The following is a 19,152-nucleotide window of genomic DNA, read 5'->3' on the forward strand; positions in this document are numbered from 1 at the left end:
GCCGGCGGGCTACTCGCCGGTGTCGGTTCCGCCGTCGCCGGTCGCGGTGGCCTGCTCCATGACGAAGGACTCGAAGGCCGCGGCGTCGTCGAGCGCACCGGTGTACTGCACACCCTGCACGAGCACCGTCGGCGTGCCGGCCACGTTCTTCACGTCGGTGTTGGGCAGCGGGCCGGCCAGGGCGCGGTCGGTGGCGTCGCCCACCCAGGAGCCGAACTCCTGGTCGGTGATGCACGTGGCTACGGAGGCGTCGGTGACGCCGGCCGTCTCGACCAGGCTCACCAGCTCCGCGTTGGTGAGGCCGTCTGTGCCCTCGGTGGGTTGGTTCGCGAACAGTGCGGCGTTCACGTCGAGGAAGCTGTCCGGCTGGTAGTTCGCCACGCAGGCCGCCGCGTTGGCCGAGCGGGTGGAGTACTTGGTGCCGTTTGAGGACTGGTCGAGAATCGAGATCGGGTGCGTCTCGAGCGTGATGGTGCCCGCCGTGAGCCAGCTGGTCAGCTGGGCGCCGTTGGTGGTCTCGAACTGGCCGCAATAGGGGCACAGGTAGTCCAGGTAGACCGTGATGTTCACCGTGTTGGTGAGCGCGCTCAGGTCGGTGGGGGTGGGGTCGGCATCCGCAGCGGTGGCCGCGGTCGGCGCGGCGGTGATGCTCGTGCCGTCGCCCTGCATCAGCACGCCGTCGCTGGCCATGTTCAACGGGCCGGGAGACGGCGGCTTGACGCTGCCCACCACGACCATCGCCACGATGACGGCCACGGCGATCAGGCCCACCCCGATGCCGCCACGCCAGTACCACCGCCGGCGGGCCTCGCGCTTCTTCTGTTCCTCGCGCATCAGGCGGGCGCTCTCGCGTGCCACCTCGCGTCGATCCTTCTTGGGAGGGAGCGGCTGACCGGGGGTTCTAGCATTCATGGACTGTGTGCCGTTTCGTCGGGAGTGATTCGAGCCCGACGCTAGCGACCGCGCCTATGAAGTCGATTGCCGGGTGCTGTGAGGCTGCTGAGAAGAGCCGGGACGGCGGGGCTGCCGTGCCGTATGCCCGGGACGAGCCTATTCGCACTCCCGGGCACGCCGGACCGCCGTTGGACCGGTCCGGCTGCCCCGAACGGGCCTAGAACCAGGTGCTCAGGTGCGGCGCGTAGGCAGAGTGCAGCGCCGTGTCCAGCCTCATGGCGGCATCCGGGCTCTGCTCGGTGATGCGGCCGGCGCGGGCGAGATCGACCGCGCTGGTGCCGCCCAGGTACAGCGAGGCGAGGTCGGCCGCGGAGAGCGACACCTCCACGGCCCCCGCAGGTGCAGCGGCATCGGCGAGCGGATGCGCCTGCCCCGACCCGTCGGCCGCCACCGTGAGCAGGAACCGGCCGGCGGCGAAGCCGAGGTCGTCGCTGACGTCGAGCAGGTAGTGCCCCGGGGCCGTGTACCGGCGTGCGGCCAGGGCGGCCGGCACGTCGAGGATCCGCAGCCAGAGGTGGTCGCGCTCGCCGGTCTTGCGCACGGCGCGGTGGTCGGCCACCTGCCAGGCCACGGGTTCGGAGACGCTGCGCAGCGGCGCGGCGATCTCGTCGACCATGTCCATCTCGACCAGGAATCGCCAGAGCGCCGCATAGGCGTCGTCGGTTGCGGCGACGAGGTCGACCAGGGTGAGCTTGCCGGGGTGGCTCACGTTCTGCAGGGCGATCTCGTAGAGCGCGAAGCCGGCCATAGCACCGTCGGCGTCGTCGTACCGCACCGCGCGGATGCCGCGCTTACGGGCCTCCGGTTCGTTGGGCAACAGGCCCAGGACGCGCTTCCACCAGATCTCGCGGCGGTCGACCTCGCCGGGGGAGCGGTCGCGGGTGCGTTCGAACACGGCGGGGCCGTCGGTCAGGAGCGATTCCGGGCTGACGAACTGTACCCGGCCGGCCGGTGTGCGTCCGGTCCAGCGGGCTCGGGCGGTGTCGACGCTGTAGGACGACTGCCGCGCGGACGGACCGAAGCCGTACCGGCCGTAGATGGTGGCCTCCGACACGGTGAGCATCGCCATCGGCAGCCCGAGGCGCACGGCCGTGCGCAGTTCCGCCGTGAGCATGGCCCGGGCGATGCCCTGGCGGCGATGGGTGGGCGAGACCGTCACCGAACTGATCGCGTAGGTGCTCAGGGCGGTGCCGCCGGGCACGGTGAGGTCCATCTGCCAGGACCGCACGGTAGCGACCGGGGTCTCGGGGTCGGCCTGGGAGGCATCCCAGACACCGGTGACCCGGTCGCTGGCGATGTCTTCGACCTGCACCTCGAGGGTGCCTTCCGAGGGGGTGATCTCGTGGAAGCCGCGGGCATCCGCCAGGAGCCAGCGCTTGAGGCCCGCCTCGTCGACGGCGTCGAGCACGGCCAGGCGGAGGCCGCGCTCCTGCAGGGCTGCGGCGGAATCGGGGTCGATGGGCACGGACGTGTAAGCATTCACGATTCCAGCCTAGTCACGCCTCCCCGGCCCTGCCTGGGCGTTCCGGACCGGCTAGGACGACCGTGCTTGACAGCCGGACCGGGCGGCGGTCAGGCTGGCCGGGGAGAGGCTTCGACGATGACACGCACGCGGGTGGTGATAGCGCCGGACTCCTTCAAGGGCACCGCCGGCGCCGCCGAGGTGGCGCGGGCGCTCGCCGCGGGCTGGGCCTCGGTGCGGCCGGACGACGAACTGGTGCTGCTGCCCATGGCCGACGGCGGGGAGGGCACCCTCGACGCCTTCGAACTGGCCGTGCCCGGCGCCCGACGGATGCCCGTGATCGTTCCCGGCCCCGACGACCGCCCGGTGGTGGCCTCCTGGCTGCTGCTGCCGGACGGCACCGGCGTGGTGGAGCTGGCCTGCACCAGCGGAATCACCCTGCTCGATCCGCTGCGCCCCCTCGACGCCCACTCGGCGGGCTTCGGCACGGCGCTCGCGGCCGCCCTGGCGCACGGCGTCTGGCGGCTCTATCTGGCGCTCGGCGGGAGCGCCTCCACCGACGGGGGAACCGGGGCGCTCACCGCGCTGGGCGCGATGTTCCTCGATGCCGCGGGGCGGCCGATCCGGCCCGGCGGCGGCTACCTGGTCGATCTGGCCACGATCGACCTGGACGGCTTGCCCGCCCTGCCGCCGGGCGGCGCGGTGATCCTCGGCGACGTCACCAACCCCCTGCTCGGCGCCGGCGGCGCGGCGGCGGTGTTCGGTCCGCAGAAGGGGGCGGATGCGGCAGAGATCGGCCGGCTCGACGCCGGACTGGCCCGGCTGGCCGCGCTGCTGCCCGCCGACCCGCAGACGCCGGGAGCGGGCGCGGCCGGCGGAACCGCGTTCGGCCTGCTGGCCTGGGGCGCCAACCTCGAGGCGGGCTCGGCCGCGGTGGGCCAGGCGCTCGGTGTCCCAGCCGCGGTGAGCGTCGCATCCGTCGTGATCACCGGTGAGGGACGCTACGACAGTCAGTCCGCCGCGGGCAAGGTGCCGTCGTATCTGGCCGGGCTCGCGGCGGCCGTCGGTGCCCCGGCGCTGCTCGTGGCCGGCGGCATCGACGCCGGTGCCCTGGCGACCGCTCCCGCGCCGTTCGCCCAGGCCGTGGCGCTCACCGATCTCGCCGGCGAAACCGCGGCCGCCCTGGCCGATCCGCTGGTGTGGCTCGAGGTCGCCGGCGCGCGGTTGGCGGGCTCGTTCTGAGGTTCTCTGCCGCATCCACTGACGCCACACCGGTGCCACCCCCGCGTGTGGGCTGCAACGTTGTAAACGACGCGGTAAGTTCACAGGTAGGAACGACGAGCGCGCGCCGCGGTGCGGCCTGCGTTCCCGGCGCCGAATGACCGACCAGGGGAGAGAAATGGCCGCAACACTGCGCGATGTGGCGGCGCTGGCCGGGGTGTCGATCAAGACCGTCTCCAACGTCGTCCACGACTTCGAACACATTCGCCCGTCAACCCGACAGCGCGTGCTCGCGGCCATCGACGAGCTCGGCTACAAGCCCAACATCTCGGCGCGCAGCCTGCGCTCCGGCCGCACCGGCGTGATCGGCCTGGCCCTGCCCGAGCTCAGCCTGAGCTACTTCGCCGAACTGGCGGATGCCATCATCCAGGCTGCCGAGCGTCGCGGCACCTCCGTGCTCATCGAGCAGACCGGCGGTGACCGGCAGCGCGAGATTCAGCTGCTGACCAGCCCGCACCGGCAGTTCACCGACGGCCTGATCTTCAGCCCACTGGGCATGGGCAATGACGACGCCGGCTACCTCAACGTGGACTATCCCCTGGTTCTGCTCGGCGAACGGATCTTCAACGGGCCCACCGACCACGTCACGATGCGCAACATCGAGGCGGCCAGGACGGCCACCGAGCACCTGCTCGCCTCCGGTCGACGACGCATCGCCGTGATCGGAGCGCACGAGGACGAGGTGATCGGCTCGGCCGGCTTGCGCCTCCGCGGCTACCGCGAAGCCCTTGACGCGGCCGGAATCGCGGTGGACCCGGCATTGATCGGCCACACGACGCTGTGGCACCGCGCCAACGGCGCGACCGCCATGCGAGCCCTGCTCGATACCGGCGTGCAGTTCGACGCCGTGTTCGCGCTCAATGACACCCTGGCGCTGGGGGCGATGCGGGTGCTCCAGGAATCGGGGCGGCGCATCCCGCTGGATGTCGCGGTCGTCGGCTTTGACGACCTCGACGAATCCAGTTACTGCCTGCCGGCCCTGTCCACGATCAATCCCGGTCGGGACGAGATCGCCGACACGGCCGTACGGATCCTGCTCGAGCGCATCTCCGGAGGAGCTGCCGAGCAGGGGCCGCGCGAAATCGAGACGGAGTTCCGGCTGGTCCAGCGCGAATCGACCGACCCGGCCTCATCGCCGGCCTCCGCCGGGTAGCGGTCGGTCGCCCGCCGCCTGCGTCGTGCCGTCCGGCAGCCGAGCTCCGGCGCGCCCGCGGCGGTAGGGAAATTGTTATGCAGCACTTCGTGCGGATCGCTTGACAGCGGAGGACGCGGCTCGGCATGATGCATTTACAACGTTTACCTATAACGTTGTAATTATTGAAATCGGATACCGCCACGTCTCTTCGCCTCGAGCGAATCGACCGGCTGCAGCCGACTCGATGACGATTCGAATCAAGGAGGATTCGTGAAGGCCCTGTTCACTCACTGCGCATCGCCCTCGTCGCGAACCTTCTCGCACCTAACCCACAGCACCCGCTCCGACTTGGTCGCCGCCGGCGCCGGGTCGTGCACTGACACAACGGTGTTCCCACACCAGCGAGAGGAAGCAATTCAATGAAGACCAAATTCCTGGCATCGGTCGGCATCATCGCCGTCGCCGCGGCCGCGCTCACCGGATGCTCGGCCGGTTCGGAGTCGAGCGGCAGCAGCAAGGCATCCTGCACGAACAAGATCGTCAACGCCGACGCCCCGCAGGTCAGCGTGTGGGCCTGGTATCCGGCGTTCGAAGAGGTCGTCGACGTCTTCAACAACAGCCATGACGACGTTCAGGTCTGCTGGACCAACGCCGGCCAGGGCAACGACGAGTACACCAAGTTCTCCACCTCGATCGAGTCGAAGTCGGGCGCCCCCGACGTCATCCAGCTCGAATCCGAGGTGCTCTCCAGCTTCAGCATCCGCAACGCCCTCGTCGACCTCACCGAGTTCGGTGCCAACGATGTCAAGGACAAGTACACCGAGGGCTCGTGGAAGGACGCCTCCAGCGGCGACGCCGTGTACGCCATTCCCGTCGACGGCGGGCCGATGGGCATGCTCTACCGCCAGGACCTCTTCGAGGCCGCCGGCATCGCCGTTCCGACCACGTGGGCCGAGTTCGCCACCGCCGCCGCCGCGCTCAAGGCGTCCGGCTCCGATGGCGTGCTGGTGAACTTCCCCACCAACGGCCGGGCCTTCAACCAGGCCCTGTTCGCCCAGGCCGGGTCGGTGCCGTTCGTCTACGACTCCACCAAGCCCACCGACATCGGCATCGATGTGAACGACCAGGGTGCAAAGGACGTGCTGGATTACTGGAACGGCCTCGTGCAGGACGGCCTCGTCACGACCGACGACGCCTTCACCGCCGACTACAACACCAGCCTCGTCGACGGCACCTACGCCGTCTACCTGGCCGCCGCGTGGGGCCCCGGCTACCTGCAGGGCCTCTCGGATGCCGACGAGAACGCCGTCTGGGCTGTCGCCCCGCTGCCGCAGTGGGACGCGGCCAACCCCGTGCAGGTCAACTGGGGCGGCTCGACCTTCGCCGTGACCAGCCAGGCCGGCGACAAGGACCTGTCCGCCGAGGTGGCCATGGGCCTGTTCGGCACCGACGAGTCCTGGAAGATCGGGGTGGAAAAGGGCGCCCTGTTCCCGTCGTACAAGCCCATGCTCGACTCTGACTACTTCGCCAACCTCGAATACCCGTTCTTCGGCGGCCAGCAGATCAACAAGGACGTGTTCCTCAACGCGGCCGCCGGCTACGCCGGAGCCACCTTCAGCCCGTTCCAGAACTACGCCTACGACCAGCTGACCGAGGAGCTCTACTCCATGGTGCAGGGCGAACAGGATGGCAGCCAGGCCCTGGACGACCTGCAGGACAGCCTCGTCACCTACGCCACCGAACAGGGCTTCACCGTCACCAAGTAGCGACACCGGATCGCCGCCCGCGGCATCCGTTGACACCGTCGGCCGGTCTCCGGCCGGCCGGCGGTGCCCTTTCGCTGATCGCGCCAGGCGCGACAGAAGAGCAGAACCGTACGAAGGACACAGATATGGCACTCACTGAACTGGCACCGCCACCGGCGCCGGCTAAGCCGCGGCCCACTCGCCGGCCGCGCAGGCAGATCGACCGGATGGACCGCAAGCGCCAGCGCTGGGGCTGGCTCTTCGTGGCCCCGTTCGCCCTCGTCTTCGTCACCTTCCTGGTGGCGCCCCTCGCCTACGCCTTCTGGATGAGCCTGCAGACCAGCACCCTCGCCACGGGCACCTCGTTCACCTGGTTCGCCAACTACGCCAAGGCGTTCACCGACCCGATCTTCCTCGAGGGACTCGGCCGGGTCGCCTCGTTCGCGCTCATCATGATCCCCGCGCAGATGATCGTGGCCCTGGTCGCGGCGCTGGTTCTCGACAACCTCTCCACCGCGCTGTCGAAGTTCTCCCGGCTGATGATCTTCGTGCCCTATGCGATCCCGGTCGTCATCGGTGCGCTGATGTGGGGGTTCCTCTACAGCCCCCGGTTCGGACCGGCCACCGACATCTTCGGCCTGGTCGGCCTCGCCGCCCCCGACTTCCTGTCGCAGGGCACCATCTTCGCCAGCCTGGTCAATATCGTCACCTGGCAATGGGCGGGCTACTACATGATCATCATCTACGCAGCCCTCCGCGGCATCGACCCCGCCATCTACGAGGCTGCGCGCCTCGACGGTGCCAACGGTCGCCAGATCGCCCTGCGGGTCAAGGTACCCATGATCTCGTCCTCCATGGTGATGGTGCTGATCTTCGCCCTTATCGGCACCCTGCAGTTCTTCACCGAGCCGCAGGTGTTGCGTGCGGTGGCGCAGGGCGCCATCCCCGTCTCGTACACGCCCAATATGTACGCCTACTCGCTGGCGTTCTCCTACAGCCAGTTCAACTACGCCTCGGCCATCTCGTTTGCGCTCGGCATCGTGGTCTTCGCCGGCTCGTACCTGTTCCTCTTCCTCACCCGCAAGCAGAGCGGACTCAAGTAATGGCCATTCTCACTCCCGGTGCCCCGGTCCCGGTCGACGCCCCCGACGACTCCAGCCCCCGCCGTCCCGCCCGCCGCGGCAATGCCGGCCGTGACGGCGGCCGCAAGATCGGCTCCCACGTGCTGCTGATCATCCTGGTCATCTACTTCATCACCCCGCTGTGGTGGCTCACCGTCGCAGCGACCAAGGACACCGCCGGCCTGTTCAGCGGCAGCGGCGGACCGCTCTGGTTCGACGGCGAGTTCAACCTGTTCAACAACATCGCCGGGCTCTTCGAGCACCAGGGCGGCATCTACTGGCGGTGGCTGGGCAACTCGTTCTTCTATGCCCTCTCCGGCGGAGTCGGCGCCACCATCCTGGCCGTGCTGGCCGGCTACGGCTTCGCCAAGTACCGGTTCCGCGGCCGCAACGCTTTCTTCTCGGTGCTGCTGGGCGCCGTGATGGTGCCGATGACAGCCCTGGTGATTCCCACCTTCGTGCTGCTGAGCAACATGGGACTGGTCAACACCATCTGGGCGGTCATCCTGCCGTCACTGCTCAGCCCGTTCGGCGTCTACCTGATGCGGGTCTACACGCAGGACGCCGTTCCCGACGAGCTCCTCGACGCGGCCCGCGTCGACGGCGCGGGAGAGCTTCGCACCTTCTTCCAGGTGTCGTTGCCGCTGTTGCGCCCCGCGATCGTGACGGTGCTGCTCCTGTCCGTCGTGGGCACCTGGAACAACTTCTTCCTGCCGCTGGCAGTGCTCAGCGACCCGAACCTGCTCCCCGTCACGGTGGGACTGAACAACTGGCAGGCACTCTCTAACGCCGGGGCCGGAGGCGAGCAGGTCTGGAACCTCATCGTCACGGGCGCCTTCGTGTCGGTGCTGCCGTTGATCATCGCCTTCCTGTCCCTGCAGAAGTACTGGCAGGGCGGCCTCTCGCTCGGAGCCCTGAAGTAACCGTGTTGCCGCCAGAGCCACCACGGCGGCCCCTGGCGAAACGCATCTCCTCTCCACTTGTCTAGAAAAGAAAAGAAAGACTTCCAATGAGCACCGCACGCATCGACATTGACCGCACGAACGTGGTCGCCCCGCTGAACCGGCGTATCTTCGGCTCCTTTGTGGAGCACTTGGGTCGCTGTGTCTACGACGGCATCTACGAACCCGGCCACCCCACCGCCAATGAGGACGGTTTTCGCCTCGACGTGGTCGAGTTGGTCAAGGAGTTGGGCTCCACCACCATCCGTTACCCCGGCGGTAACTTCGTCTCGGGGTACAAGTGGGAAGACGGTGTGGGTCCGCGCGACCGCCGTCCGGTGCGGCGCGATCTGGCCTGGCACTCGTTGGAGACCAACCAGGTGGGCCTGGAGGAGTTCGGCCGTTGGTGTGAGCTCACCGGCTCCGAATTGATGATGGCCGTGAACCTTGGCACCCGGGGCATCGAGAATGCCCTGGACCTGCTCGAGTACGCCAACGGCGAGGCCGGCACGGAACTGGCCGACGAGCGTATCCGTAACGGCCGCACCGAGCCGTACGACATCCGCATGTGGTGCCTGGGCAACGAGATGGACGGCCCGTGGCAGATCGGCCACATGTCCAGCGCCGACTACGGCAAGATCGCCGCCCGCACCGCCTCGGCCATGAAGACCGCCGACAAGGACCTCGAGCTCGTCGTCTGCGGCTCCTCGGGCTCGGCCATGCCCACCTTCGGCGAGTGGGAGCGGGTGGTGCTTGAGGAGAGCTACGACTACGTCGACTACATCTCCTGCCACGCCTACTACCAAGAGCGTAAGGGCGATCTGGGCTCCTACCTGGCGTCGTCGGTGGAGATGAAGTACTTCATCGACACCGTCGTCGCCACGGCCGACCACGTCAAGCACAAGCTGCGCAGTAAGAAGACCATCCAGCTCTCCTTCGACGAGTGGAACATCTGGTACCTCGACGAGCACCAGGCCTCGGAGGAGGTCAACGACGAGTGGCGCATCGCGCCCCGCCAGCTCGAAGACGTCTACTCGGTGGCGGATGCGGTGGTGCTGGGCAACCTGCTGATCACCCTGCTGCAAAACCACGACAGGGTCACCTCGGCCTCGCTCGCGCAGCTGGTGAACGTGATCGCGCCGATCATGACCGAACCCGGAGGCGACTCCTGGCGCCAGACCACGTTCTTCCCCTTCTCGGTCACCTCGCGGCTGGCCCGCGGCGAGGTCGTGCGCGCCCGGATCGACGCGGGCACCTACGACACCGCCGTGTACGGTGCCGCCCCGCTGATCGACTCCGTCGTCACCGCGGATGCCGAGACCGGCGACTCGGCCGTGTTCCTGGTCAACCGCAGTCAGACCGAGTCGATCGAGGTGACCATCGACGTCTCCGGCCTGGGCGCCACCCGCATCGTCGAAGCCGTCACCCTGCACGACGCCGACCCCTACGCCAAGAACACCCTCTCCGACCAGAACCGCGTGGGCCTGTCGCCACTGGCCGGGGCAGTGCTCGCCGACGGCATCCTCACCGTGACACTGCCGCCGGTGTCTTGGTCGGCCGTCGCCTGCGCTTGATCTCAGCTCGACAGGCGCGAGGGTTGCGACAGGCGCGACCCGAACGCTGATCGAGCCTGTCGAGATCCCGGGAGCCGAACACGTTCGCGACAACACTCACCTGGTCTCCTAAGGAAGTGCGCTTCCGCCGACCACCCGGGCGCGAAGCGCCCCCACAGCTCGACAGGCTCGACCGACGAGACGGGAACGACCGCAGACAAGGTCACGAGGTCTCGACAAACTCGACCGGCGCGAGGGTTGCGACAGACGCGACCCGGGCACGCGCACCGACCGAGCGAGCCCCGGATCAGGCGCGGTGCGCTGCGTACTGGGCGCGGATCACCGGGTGGAAGTCCGGCGTGGGCTGCGTGGCGATGGCCACCGACCAGGCCGGGCGGGTGCCCGTGAGCGACCAGGCGGCCTGCGTCGCTCCGCCGTCGGCCACGTATTCGCCCGGCGTCGGCACGGCCACGGGCACCTCGAACACCTGCGCGGCGATGAGCTGCACGGCCTCGTTCTGGGCGGCCCCGCCGATCAGTAGGATCCGCTCGACCGTGACGCCCTGGGCGCGCACCGCGTCCAGGCCGTCGGCCAGACCGCAGAGCAGCCCCTCGATCGCGGCGCGGGCGAGGTTGGGTCGGGTGGTCGAACCGAGGGTCATCCCGAACAGCGAGGCGGTGGCATCCGGCAGGTTGGGGGTGCGTTCACCCTCGAAGTACGGCTGGAGCACGAGACCGTCGGCGCCCGGCTGCGCCTCGAGCGCCAGCGTGCCGAGCTCCGTGTGGTCCACACCGAGCAGGCCCGCGATCGAGTCCAGGATGCGCGCGGCATTGAGGGTGGCGATCAGCGGCAGGTGCAGCCCGCTGGCGTCGGCGAACCCGGCCACGGTGCCCGAGGCGTCCTCACTGGGCTGCTCGGTCACGGCGAACACAGTGCCGCTGGTGCCGATGGAGACGATGACGTCGCCGGCCGCGGCGCCGAGGCCGAGGGCCGCACCGGCGTTGTCGCCGGCGCCGACGCCCACGACGAGCCCGGCGGGAACGCCGGGCAGCGCCACCGTGGTGCCTGCGGTGTCGCCCGGGCCGAGCACCCGGGGGAGCACGGCGTCGTGGCCGAGCCCCAAGGCGAGCAGCTCGCGGTCGTACTCGCCGAGCGCGGCCGAGTAGTAGCCGGTGCCGCTGGCATCCGACCGGTCGGTGCTGAGCTGGTCGAGCTGCGGGCCCAACTCGCTCTCGCCGGCGGGGCCGTAGCCGCGCAGGCGCCAGCTGAGCCAGTCGTGCGGCAGGGCCACCGCGGCGACCCGGGCGGCGTTGGCCGGTTCGGCGTCGCGCAGCCAGCGCAGTTTGGTGACGGTGAACGAGGCCACCGGCACAACGCCGGTGCGACGGGCGTATTCGGCGGCGCCGACCTCGTCGATCAGGTCGGTCGCGGCCTGGGCGCTGCGGGTGTCGTTCCAGAGCAGGGCGGGGCGGATGACGCGGCCGTCCTCGTCGAGCACGACCATGCCGTGCTGCTGCGCGGCCACCGAGACGGCGGACACGTCGTCCAGTCCGCCCGCTTCGCGGATCGCGACGAGCAACGCATCCCACCAGGCGGCCGGGTCGACTTCGGTGCCGGCCGGGTGGCTGGCCTTGCCGGTGCGCACGAGCGCTCCTGTCTCGGCGTCCCGAACGACCACCTTGCAACTCTGTGTCGACGAGTCGACTCCGGCAACCAGCATGATGAACTCCAAACTAGAAAAAGCGGCGGTGGGTGGACATAACTCCTGCAATTTCTGCCCGGGCCGGATGCCTGCCCCGGTTGTGCGGGGAGGGGCAGCGCGGGTGGAGGAAAGTGCAGGAGTCATGCCACCACCCACGGGCTGGGCGGCGTCTTCGCCGCCGGTGCCCGGGGTGGTTCACAATAAAATGTTCTGGGTCTAAACATATTCGGTCGGGGGTGGATGTTCAAACCTTCCGATGGTCGTTTCGCCGCGGATTCCCGGTGCAGCGGGGCCGGCCCGGCGGCGCCCTGCCTGCCGCATCGGCTGGTCCGCAGACGCGGCGCCCGGAGTTCCAGCGGTACCGCTCCCGCATAGTGTGAGGGCCCGCTGGCCGATTGTCGTTTAATTTATGAGGTACTTTCTCCTTTTGTCACCCGTTCTGGGGTAGCTTGGCGTGACGGGGAACACGGGGGGGTGCCCCTATGTTCTTGTCAAGCGGCGAGCTGATGGTCGGCTTGGTAGAGGGTGCCGTCGCGGAGCATGGCGTAGAGAACGTCGCAGCGTCGGCGAGCGAGGGCGATGAGGGCTTGGTTGTGGCGTTTGCCTTGGGCGATTTTGCGGTCGTAGTAGGCGCGTGAGAGCGGGTCGCGGAGCGCGGCGAAGGCGGAGAGGAACAGGGCTCGTTTCAGGATCTTGTTCCCGCGTCGGGAGGGGTGCTCGCCGCGGATGGAGCTGCCGGAGCGGCGGGTGACCGGTGCGAGGCCGGCGTAGGCGGCGAGGTGGCCGGCGGTGGCGAAGTCCTTGCCCGAGACTTCGGTGAGGAGTCTGGCGGCGGTCCTGATCCCGACTCCGGGCATGCTGATCAGGACGGGGTGAAGAGGGTGAGCCTCCACGAGCCGTTCTACTTCGACCGCGATCTCGTCCCGTTGCCGGCGGAGTGCTGCGAGTTGTTCGGCGAGTCTGGGGAGCACAATGCTGCTGGCATTCGTGCCAGTGACCACGACGGTCTGCTCGCTCAGGGCCCGGGTGATTTCGTCTGCGAGGCGGCGGCCCATGCGTGGTGCCAGCTTCACGAGCCGGTTGCCAAGGCGGGTCGTGCCGGCCGCTTTCATCGCAGCTGGCGTGGGGTAGCGCTGCAGCAAGTCCAACACCGCGGGATGGTCCAAGTGCGGGCCGAGAACACGCTCCAACGCGGGGTGGATCTGGGTGAGGAGGCCCCGGATGCGGTTACTCGTGGCGGTGATCTGGCCGACAACGTCGTCGTCGAAGCCGCAGAGCATCGAGAGCTCAGCAACCTGCTCATCAGCCAGCTGTAGCGACCGCAGGGCGTGCGGGAGGCTCCTCGCGGCTTGGGCGATGATTGCCGCGTCGCGGGCATCGGTCTTGGCTTCACCGGCGTGCAGGTCCGCGATGCGGCGCATTGCCAGACCGGGCAGGTAGCCCACGAGCACGCCTTCGGCCTGGGCCACGGCGATCGGTAAGGCACCAATAGTCGCCGGCTGATCAACGACGAACAAGACTTGGCCGTGTCGTTTCAGCTGCCCGATCAGCTCGCGCAGCTTCGCCTCATCGTTGGGTAAAGCCTTGTCGAAGAGTTGCTTGCCGGCCCGGTTGAGGGCGACCGCGTGGTGTTCTCCCTTGCCGACGTCCACGCCGATGAAGACGTCGACGCTGTCGTAGTTCTCGATCATGAATCCTCCGTCTCAGGTTCGACAAAGTTGGCCTGAATCGCGGCATCAAGTCTCGGCATCCACGTTACGAACGGCCTGGGACATGTCCCGGTCCAGCCCCTATCAGCGATCACCTGATACCAGTCAGGCCCGGTGACAACACCCCCCGGATCATGGGCGACTGGGGGCAAGAACCATGCCGGGCCTGACAGGCCAACACCCTCACATAACTACACGATCAAGGGCTACGAAGAAAGTAACGGGGGCGTCGACGTCCCAGCGAGTGGCTCTCCCTCGCAGTCAGGCACCTCAATGGCCATAACGTCCCCTCGACGCTCCCTGGTGCGAACGGTGAGTGGCCTCGGCCTCACCGCAGCCCTCGTCTTCGGCGCCGCTTCGTCAGCGTCCGCGGCCGTCACCACCGACGGGCCGATCAACCTGGGCACCGCGGCCAGCTACGGCGTCCTCGCCGCCAGTGCCGTCACCAACACCGGCCCGACGGTCGTCAACGGCGACCTGGGTATCTCGCCCGGCACCGCTATCACCGGGTTCGGCGCCGCGCCCAACGGCATCGTCAACGGCACCGTGCACGCCACCGATGCCGCGGCGCTCCAGGCTCAACGCGATACCACCACGGCCTACAATGTCGCCGCAGCGCTCACGCCCACCACCACGGGCATCAGCGAGCTGACCGGCCTCTCCCTGACCCCCGGTGTCTACACCGGCGGCGCACTGGCGCTGTCGAACAACGGCTCCCTCACCCTGGCGGGCGCCGCGAACTCCGTCTGGGTCTTCCAGGCCGCCTCGACCCTCACCATCGGGTCGGCGACCCAAATCATCATCACCGGTGGCGCGAACGCCTGCAACGTCTTCTGGCAGGTAGGCAGCTCAGCCTCGATCGGCACCGGTGCCGCCTTCCAAGGCACCATCCTGGCCCAGCAATCGATCACCGCCACCACGAGCGCCACCGTTGTGGGCCGGTTGCTCGCCCGCTCCGCCGCGGTCACCCTCGACACCAACACCATCACCGCTCCCACGGGCTGCGCCGCCCCGGGCACACCGGTCGGCACGACGGCACCCACCATCACCTCGGGCGCACCGGCGAACGCGACGGAAGGCACGCCCTACTCGCACACCGTGACGGCCACGGGCATCCCGACGCCCACCTTCACCGTGACCGCCGGCACGCTGCCGGCCGGCCTCACGTTGGACGAAACCTCCGGCACCATCTCCGGCACCCCCACGACGCCAGGTTCGACGACCTTCACGGTCTCGGCCGGCAACGGCACCGCCCCGGATGCGACGGCCGACTACACCGTGACGACCACGCCGGCCGCCGTGGTCACGCCGACGCCAACGCCGACAGCAACGCCCACGGCGACGCCAACTCCGACTGCCACGCCGACTCCCACCAGCACCCAGCCCGCGCCCCTGGTGCCCACGCCCACCACCAGTGCCGCCCCCGGCGGCGGTGGCGGCCGCGGTGCCGGCCAGGGCATGCTGGCCGAGACCGGCGCCAATGTCACCCCGGTTCTGCTGGTCGGCGCACTGGTCGTTCTGGCCGGCATCGCCTTGGTGACGTTCGTCGGCCTGCGTCGCCGCCACGCACGCACGCACAACCAGTAGCGCACCGGGTGCCGCCGGCTCTCGGCGGCACCCGCATCCACTCTCATACGAGCGGGCCGTGAGGCGAGTTGCGTCCAACTCGCGACGTGGGCAGCCCCGGTGTGCTTCTATGAGTACCCTGCGGATGTTCATCGTTTATATCGGATGCTCGCGGACCCACTCGAAAGGTCCTCATGAGCGGCTCTTCATCCGCCGTCGAATCCGGCGATATCCAGTCGGCACCCGTGCCCAACGGTGTCATCGACGCGTTCTACCTGCTGCAGAACGCCGAGGCGCTGCACCAGTCCCGACTGCGGGAGCGGCTCAACCTCGGTGCCAATGAGCTCGGCGCTCTGCAGTTCATCTCCCGCCTGGCAATTCTCGGCCGGGACGTGCGCGCCCTGGACGTCGCGCACAGTCTGGGCGTGACGAGTGGTGCCACCTCGGTCATCCTGTCGCACCTGGTGAAGCTGGGCTATCTCACCCGCACGGCCAACCCTCGGGACGGCCGGGGCAAGCTGCTGCACCTCAGCCCCGCGGCCACGATCGCCGTGAGTCACACCCTGGACGACAGCAAGTCCGTGCTCAGCCTGCTGGTGTCCGGGATGTCGCTGCGCGAGGCCAAGCGGGTCGTGGTGCTGCTCACGGCGGTGACATCCGCGCTCGACGACAGCGCGCGCCCCGCCGCGTAGCTGCCCTCACTCTTCGCGCGGGTCGGGCGCCGCTGCGCCCCTGGCGTGCCACCCGCGTTGTGGCGCGGTCCCCGCGCGTCGTGGATGGGGCGGCCGGGTCGCCCGCGGAGCGGCGTCTTGCCTGCGAAGCGGCGTCTTGCCCGCCCTGTCGCCCGTATTGTGACCGGTGAGACTCCTTCGCGCGGGTCGGGCGCCGCTGCGCCCGTGGCGTGCCGCCCGCGTTGTGGCGCGGTGCCCGCGCGTCGTGGATGGGGCGGCCGGGTCGCCCGCGTTGAGGCGTGCTGCCCGCGCGTCGGGGACGCGGCATCCGTCGGATGCGGCGGCCGGCCCGCACGCCGGTGCCGCACACGAAGAACCTCGGCGCCGCACACGCAGAACGCCGGTGCCGCACACGAAGAACCTCGGCACCGCATACGCCAAACCCCGGCCAGGGAAACCTGGCCGGGGTGGTGGTGTGAGTGATGGAGCGGGTGCGGTTAGCGGGCGCCCAGCAGGTGCTCGAGGGCGAGCTGCTGCAGGCGCACGAAGCCGAAGCCCTTGCCGCCGAAGTACTCCTCGGGGGCGAAGTCCTCGTAGGCGCTGGTGTCGGCGAGGAAGTCGTCGTAGCTCTCACCCTCGGACAGGGTCGGCACCGACAGTTCCGGAACGCGCGAGGCGGCGAGCTGCTCCTGCACCTCGGGGTCGGCGCGGAAGGCCGCGGCGCGTTCCTTGAGGAGGAGGTAGGTGCGCATGTTCGCGGCGGCGGAGTCCCAGACGCCCGTGATGTCCTCGGTGCGGCTCGGCTTGTAGTCGAAGTGGCGCGGGCCGTCGTAGGACGGTCCACCGTTCGGGCCGCCGTTTTCGAGCAGGTCGACGAGGGAGAACGCGTTCTGCAGGTCGCCGTGGCCGAAGACCAGGTCCTGGTCGTACTTGATGCCGCGCTGGCCGTTGAGGTCGATGTGGAACAGCTTGCCCTGGTAGAGCGCCTGGGCGATGCCGGCCGTGAAGTTGAGCCCGGCCATCTGCTCGTGGCCGACCTCGGGGTTGACACCGACGAGTTCGGGGCGCTCGAGGGTGGTGATGAACGCCATCGCGTGGCCGACCGTGGGCAGCAGGATGTCGCCGCGGGGTTCGTTGGGCTTGGGCTCGATGGCGAAGCGGATGTCGTAGCCCTTGTCGGTGACGTAGTCTCCGAGCAGGTTGACGGCCTCGCGGTAGCGGTCGAGGGCCGAACGGATGTCCTTGGCTGCGTCGTACTCGGCGCCCTCGCGGCCGCCCCACATGACGAAGGTCTTGGCGCCGAGCTCGGCGGCGAGGTCGAGGTTGCGCAGCACCTTGCGGAGGGCGAACCGGCGCACGGAGCGGTCGTTGGAGGTGAAGCCGCCGTCCTTGAAGACGGGAGCGCTGAAGAGGTTGGTGGTGATCATCGGAACGATCACGCCGGTGTCGGCGAGAACCTGCTTGAGACGGTCGATCTCTTTCTGGCGGGCGGCATCCGTGGAGCCGAAGGCGAAGAGGTCGTCGTCGTGGAAGGTGAGGCCGTACGCGCCCAGCTCGGCCAGTCGGGTGACGGCCTCGACGGTGTCCAGGTGCGGGCGGGTGGGCCCGCCGAACGGGTCAGCCCCGTTGTAGCCGATGGTCCACAGGCCGAACGAGAACTTGTCGGCGGGGGTGGGGGTGAGGGACATGGTCGGTGCTCCGATTCAGCTTCATTGGCGATTTGTTGCAATTACCAACATATTACACACGGCGAGAGCATTCGTACAGACGCTCGTCTGCATCGTTGGAAAATGCCCGGCCACAACTTATTCGCCCAAACGCCGAGTGTCCCTCAGGAATGGCCATCGAGCCGTCGAACGGTTTCGACGATTAACACCACTAATAGACCGGGAGGCCAGGGAGGCAGTGTTTCACACCCCCCAAAGGTGGGCATTTCAGATTTGCCCCTTGTGAAACAACGGTGGCCTGAGATAAGTTCTGTCCGTCAACAAAGGCCGCTTTAGCGGTGGGTCAATCACAGCGATGTCCCGTTACAAGGAGGTAACCCTGACACGCGTTTTTCCCAATGCCGGGGGAGCGCGGGACAAGATTTCCTCCTCTGGCAGGTACCGGTCTACCGGTGTCTGTGGTGACTGGCAGCTCTCAGAGAGGAAAGCTCCAACAATGTCCAAGACCAAGAAAATTCTCGCCCTCGCGGCGGCCGGCGTCTTCGCGCTGACGCTCGCATCCTGTTCAAGCAGTGGATCCACGTCGGGAAGCTCCGACGCTGCCGGCGCCGGAGGGGCCGACTGCAACGTCGGTATCTCGATGCCCACCCGTTCACTCGAACGCTGGATCAACGACGGCGACCAGCTCAAGAAGCTGCTCGAAGACGCCGGCTGCACGGTCGACCTGCAGTACGCAGACAACAAGACCGACCAGCAGATCAGCCAGATCCAGAACCAGGTCGCCGGCGGATCGAAGATCCTCGTCGTGGCCGCCGTCGACGGCAAGGTGCTGGCCCCCGTGCTCGCCGAGGCCAAGAAGCAGGACGCGACCGTCATCGCCTACGACCGCCTGATCAACGGCACCCCGGACGTCGACTACTACGCGACCTTCGACAACTACAAGGTGGGGCAGCTGCAGGGCCAGTTCATCGAGAAGGAACTCGACCTCGCCAACGCGACCGGGCCGATCAACCTCGAACCGTTCGCCGGCAGCCCCGACGACAACAACGCCAAGTTCTTCTTCTCCGGCGCGTGGGATGTTCTGCTGCCCTACGTCGAGAAGGGCGTGCTCGTGGTTCCGAGCGGCCAGTCGCCCGCCTCCGACGACGACTGGGCCTCGATCGGCATCCAGGGCTGGGCCAGCGACAAGGCACAGTCCGAGATGGACAACCGTCTGTCGTCCTTCTACACCGGCGGCGACAAGGTCGACGTGGTGCTCTCCCCGAACGACAGCCTGGCCATCGGCATCGAGGCCTCGCTGAAGTCCGCCGGATACGCACCGGGCGCCGACTACCCGATCATCACCGGACAGGACGCCGACAAGGCCAACGTTAAGGCGATCCTCGACGGTGAGCAGTCCATGACTGTGTGGAAGGACACCCGCACGCTCGGCAAGCAGGTCTTCGACATGATCCAGGAGATCGTGGCCGGCAATGACGTCACCGTCAACGACACCAAGACCTACGACAACGGCGACCACGTGGTGCCGTCGTACCTGCTCGACCCCGAGGTCGTCGTCAAGGACGATGTGCAGTCCAAGCTCATCGACTCCGGCTTCATCAAGGCATCGGACGTCGGCCTCTAACGAGCCGATCGGGGCCGGCTC

Annotated in this window: 14 protein-coding genes; 9 read left to right on the top strand and 5 right to left on the bottom strand. The window is 68.3% G+C overall.

What is annotated here, in order from left to right; all coding sequences use genetic code 11:
* Positions 1-9: 9 nt before the first annotated feature.
* Both KY500_RS18645 and KY500_RS18650 read right to left on the bottom strand, forming a co-directional pair.
* On the bottom strand, positions 10-858 hold the full coding sequence (locus KY500_RS18645; protein ID WP_219901777.1) for a thioredoxin domain-containing protein: 849 nt from the start codon (positions 856-858) through the stop codon (positions 10-12).
* A gap of 253 nt (positions 859-1,111) precedes the next feature.
* Positions 1,112-2,437: a GNAT family N-acetyltransferase gene (locus tag KY500_RS18650; protein ID WP_219901778.1), complete on the bottom strand. Its 1,326-nt coding sequence runs from the start codon at positions 2,435-2,437 to the stop codon at positions 1,112-1,114.
* A gap of 117 nt (positions 2,438-2,554) precedes the next feature.
* On the opposite strand from KY500_RS18650, the gene KY500_RS18655 reads away from it, so the two are divergent.
* The 6 genes from KY500_RS18655 (at position 2,555) to KY500_RS18680 (ending at position 10,213) form a co-directional block, all read left to right on the top strand.
* A complete protein-coding gene (locus KY500_RS18655; RefSeq protein ID WP_219901779.1) occupies positions 2,555-3,658 on the top strand; it encodes a glycerate kinase in 1,104 nt (367 codons plus the stop codon).
* A 157-nt stretch (positions 3,659-3,815) separates the two neighbouring features.
* Positions 3,816-4,850 (top strand): LacI family DNA-binding transcriptional regulator, encoded by a 1,035-nt coding sequence (locus KY500_RS18660; RefSeq protein WP_219901780.1) that lies wholly within the window; start codon positions 3,816-3,818, stop codon positions 4,848-4,850.
* 401 nt (positions 4,851-5,251) lie between these two features.
* Positions 5,252-6,598, top strand: coding sequence for an ABC transporter substrate-binding protein (locus tag KY500_RS18665; RefSeq protein ID WP_219901781.1), 1,347 nt, complete (start codon positions 5,252-5,254; stop codon positions 6,596-6,598).
* Between the two features lie 125 nt (positions 6,599-6,723).
* On the top strand, positions 6,724-7,680 hold the full coding sequence (locus KY500_RS18670; protein WP_219901782.1) for a carbohydrate ABC transporter permease: 957 nt from the start codon (positions 6,724-6,726) through the stop codon (positions 7,678-7,680).
* Positions 7,680-8,621 (top strand): carbohydrate ABC transporter permease, encoded by a 942-nt coding sequence (locus KY500_RS18675; protein ID WP_219901783.1) that lies wholly within the window; start codon positions 7,680-7,682, stop codon positions 8,619-8,621. Before KY500_RS18670 ends, KY500_RS18675 begins: the two co-directional genes overlap by 1 nt.
* Before the next feature lie 86 nt (positions 8,622-8,707).
* Positions 8,708-10,213 carry an alpha-N-arabinofuranosidase gene (locus KY500_RS18680; protein ID WP_219901784.1) on the top strand — a complete coding sequence of 502 codons (1,506 nt, stop codon included), beginning with the start codon at positions 8,708-8,710 and terminating at the stop codon, positions 10,211-10,213.
* Between the two features lie 286 nt (positions 10,214-10,499).
* Here KY500_RS18680 and xylB read toward each other — a convergent pair whose 3' ends face one another.
* Both xylB and KY500_RS18690 read right to left on the bottom strand, forming a co-directional pair.
* Entirely contained in the window at positions 10,500-11,912 is a 1,413-nt protein-coding gene (gene xylB, locus KY500_RS18685; protein ID WP_219901785.1) for a xylulokinase, read from the bottom strand.
* A 473-nt stretch (positions 11,913-12,385) separates the two neighbouring features.
* Entirely contained in the window at positions 12,386-13,585 is a 1,200-nt protein-coding gene (locus KY500_RS18690; RefSeq protein ID WP_219900708.1) for an IS110 family transposase, read from the bottom strand.
* Positions 13,586-13,915: 330 nt separating this feature from the next.
* Between KY500_RS18690 and KY500_RS18695 the strand changes: the two genes are divergently transcribed.
* Both KY500_RS18695 and KY500_RS18700 read left to right on the top strand, forming a co-directional pair.
* On the top strand, positions 13,916-15,190 hold the full coding sequence (locus tag KY500_RS18695; protein WP_219901786.1) for an ice-binding family protein: 1,275 nt from the start codon (positions 13,916-13,918) through the stop codon (positions 15,188-15,190).
* 173 nt (positions 15,191-15,363) lie between these two features.
* Complete coding sequence (locus KY500_RS18700; protein WP_219901787.1) at positions 15,364-15,861, top strand: MarR family winged helix-turn-helix transcriptional regulator; 498 nt, start codon at positions 15,364-15,366, stop codon at positions 15,859-15,861.
* A 476-nt stretch (positions 15,862-16,337) separates the two neighbouring features.
* Here the strand turns inward: KY500_RS18700 and xylA are convergent, their stop codons facing one another.
* Entirely contained in the window at positions 16,338-17,528 is a 1,191-nt protein-coding gene (gene xylA / locus KY500_RS18705) for a xylose isomerase (RefSeq protein WP_219901788.1), read from the bottom strand.
* A gap of 475 nt (positions 17,529-18,003) precedes the next feature.
* Here xylA and chvE point away from each other — a divergent pair, with 475 nt between their 5' ends.
* Positions 18,004-19,131: a multiple monosaccharide ABC transporter substrate-binding protein gene (chvE, locus tag KY500_RS18710; RefSeq protein ID WP_219901789.1), complete on the top strand. Its 1,128-nt coding sequence runs from the start codon at positions 18,004-18,006 to the stop codon at positions 19,129-19,131.
* Positions 19,132-19,152: the final 21 nt, after the last annotated feature.

The sequence above is a fragment of the Cryobacterium sp. PAMC25264 genome, assembly GCF_019443325.1.
Classification (GTDB): Bacteria; Actinomycetota; Actinomycetes; order Actinomycetales; family Microbacteriaceae; genus Cryobacterium.

Bases quoted from the DNA above. Each gene is read 5' to 3' on its own strand.
- KY500_RS18655 (WP_219901779.1), top strand. From the start codon at position 2,555: ATGACACGCACGCGGGTGGTGATAGCGCCGGACTCCTTCAAGGGCACC.
- KY500_RS18660 (WP_219901780.1), top strand. From the start codon at position 3,816: ATGGCCGCAACACTGCGCGATGTGGCGGCGCTGGCCGGGGTGTCGATC.
- KY500_RS18665 (WP_219901781.1), top strand. From the start codon at position 5,252: ATGAAGACCAAATTCCTGGCATCGGTCGGCATCATCGCCGTCGCCGCG.
- KY500_RS18670 (WP_219901782.1), top strand. From the start codon at position 6,724: ATGGCACTCACTGAACTGGCACCGCCACCGGCGCCGGCTAAGCCGCGG.
- KY500_RS18675 (WP_219901783.1), top strand. From the start codon at position 7,680: ATGGCCATTCTCACTCCCGGTGCCCCGGTCCCGGTCGACGCCCCCGAC.
- KY500_RS18680 (WP_219901784.1), top strand. From the start codon at position 8,708: ATGAGCACCGCACGCATCGACATTGACCGCACGAACGTGGTCGCCCCG.
- xylB (WP_219901785.1), bottom strand. From the start codon at position 11,912: ATGCTGGTTGCCGGAGTCGACTCGTCGACACAGAGTTGCAAGGTGGTC.
- KY500_RS18690 (WP_219900708.1), bottom strand. From the start codon at position 13,585: ATGATCGAGAACTACGACAGCGTCGACGTCTTCATCGGCGTGGACGTC.
- KY500_RS18700 (WP_219901787.1), top strand. From the start codon at position 15,364: ATGAGCGGCTCTTCATCCGCCGTCGAATCCGGCGATATCCAGTCGGCA.
- xylA (WP_219901788.1), bottom strand. From the start codon at position 17,528: ATGTCCCTCACCCCCACCCCCGCCGACAAGTTCTCGTTCGGCCTGTGG.
- chvE (WP_219901789.1), top strand. From the start codon at position 18,004: ATGTCCAAGACCAAGAAAATTCTCGCCCTCGCGGCGGCCGGCGTCTTC.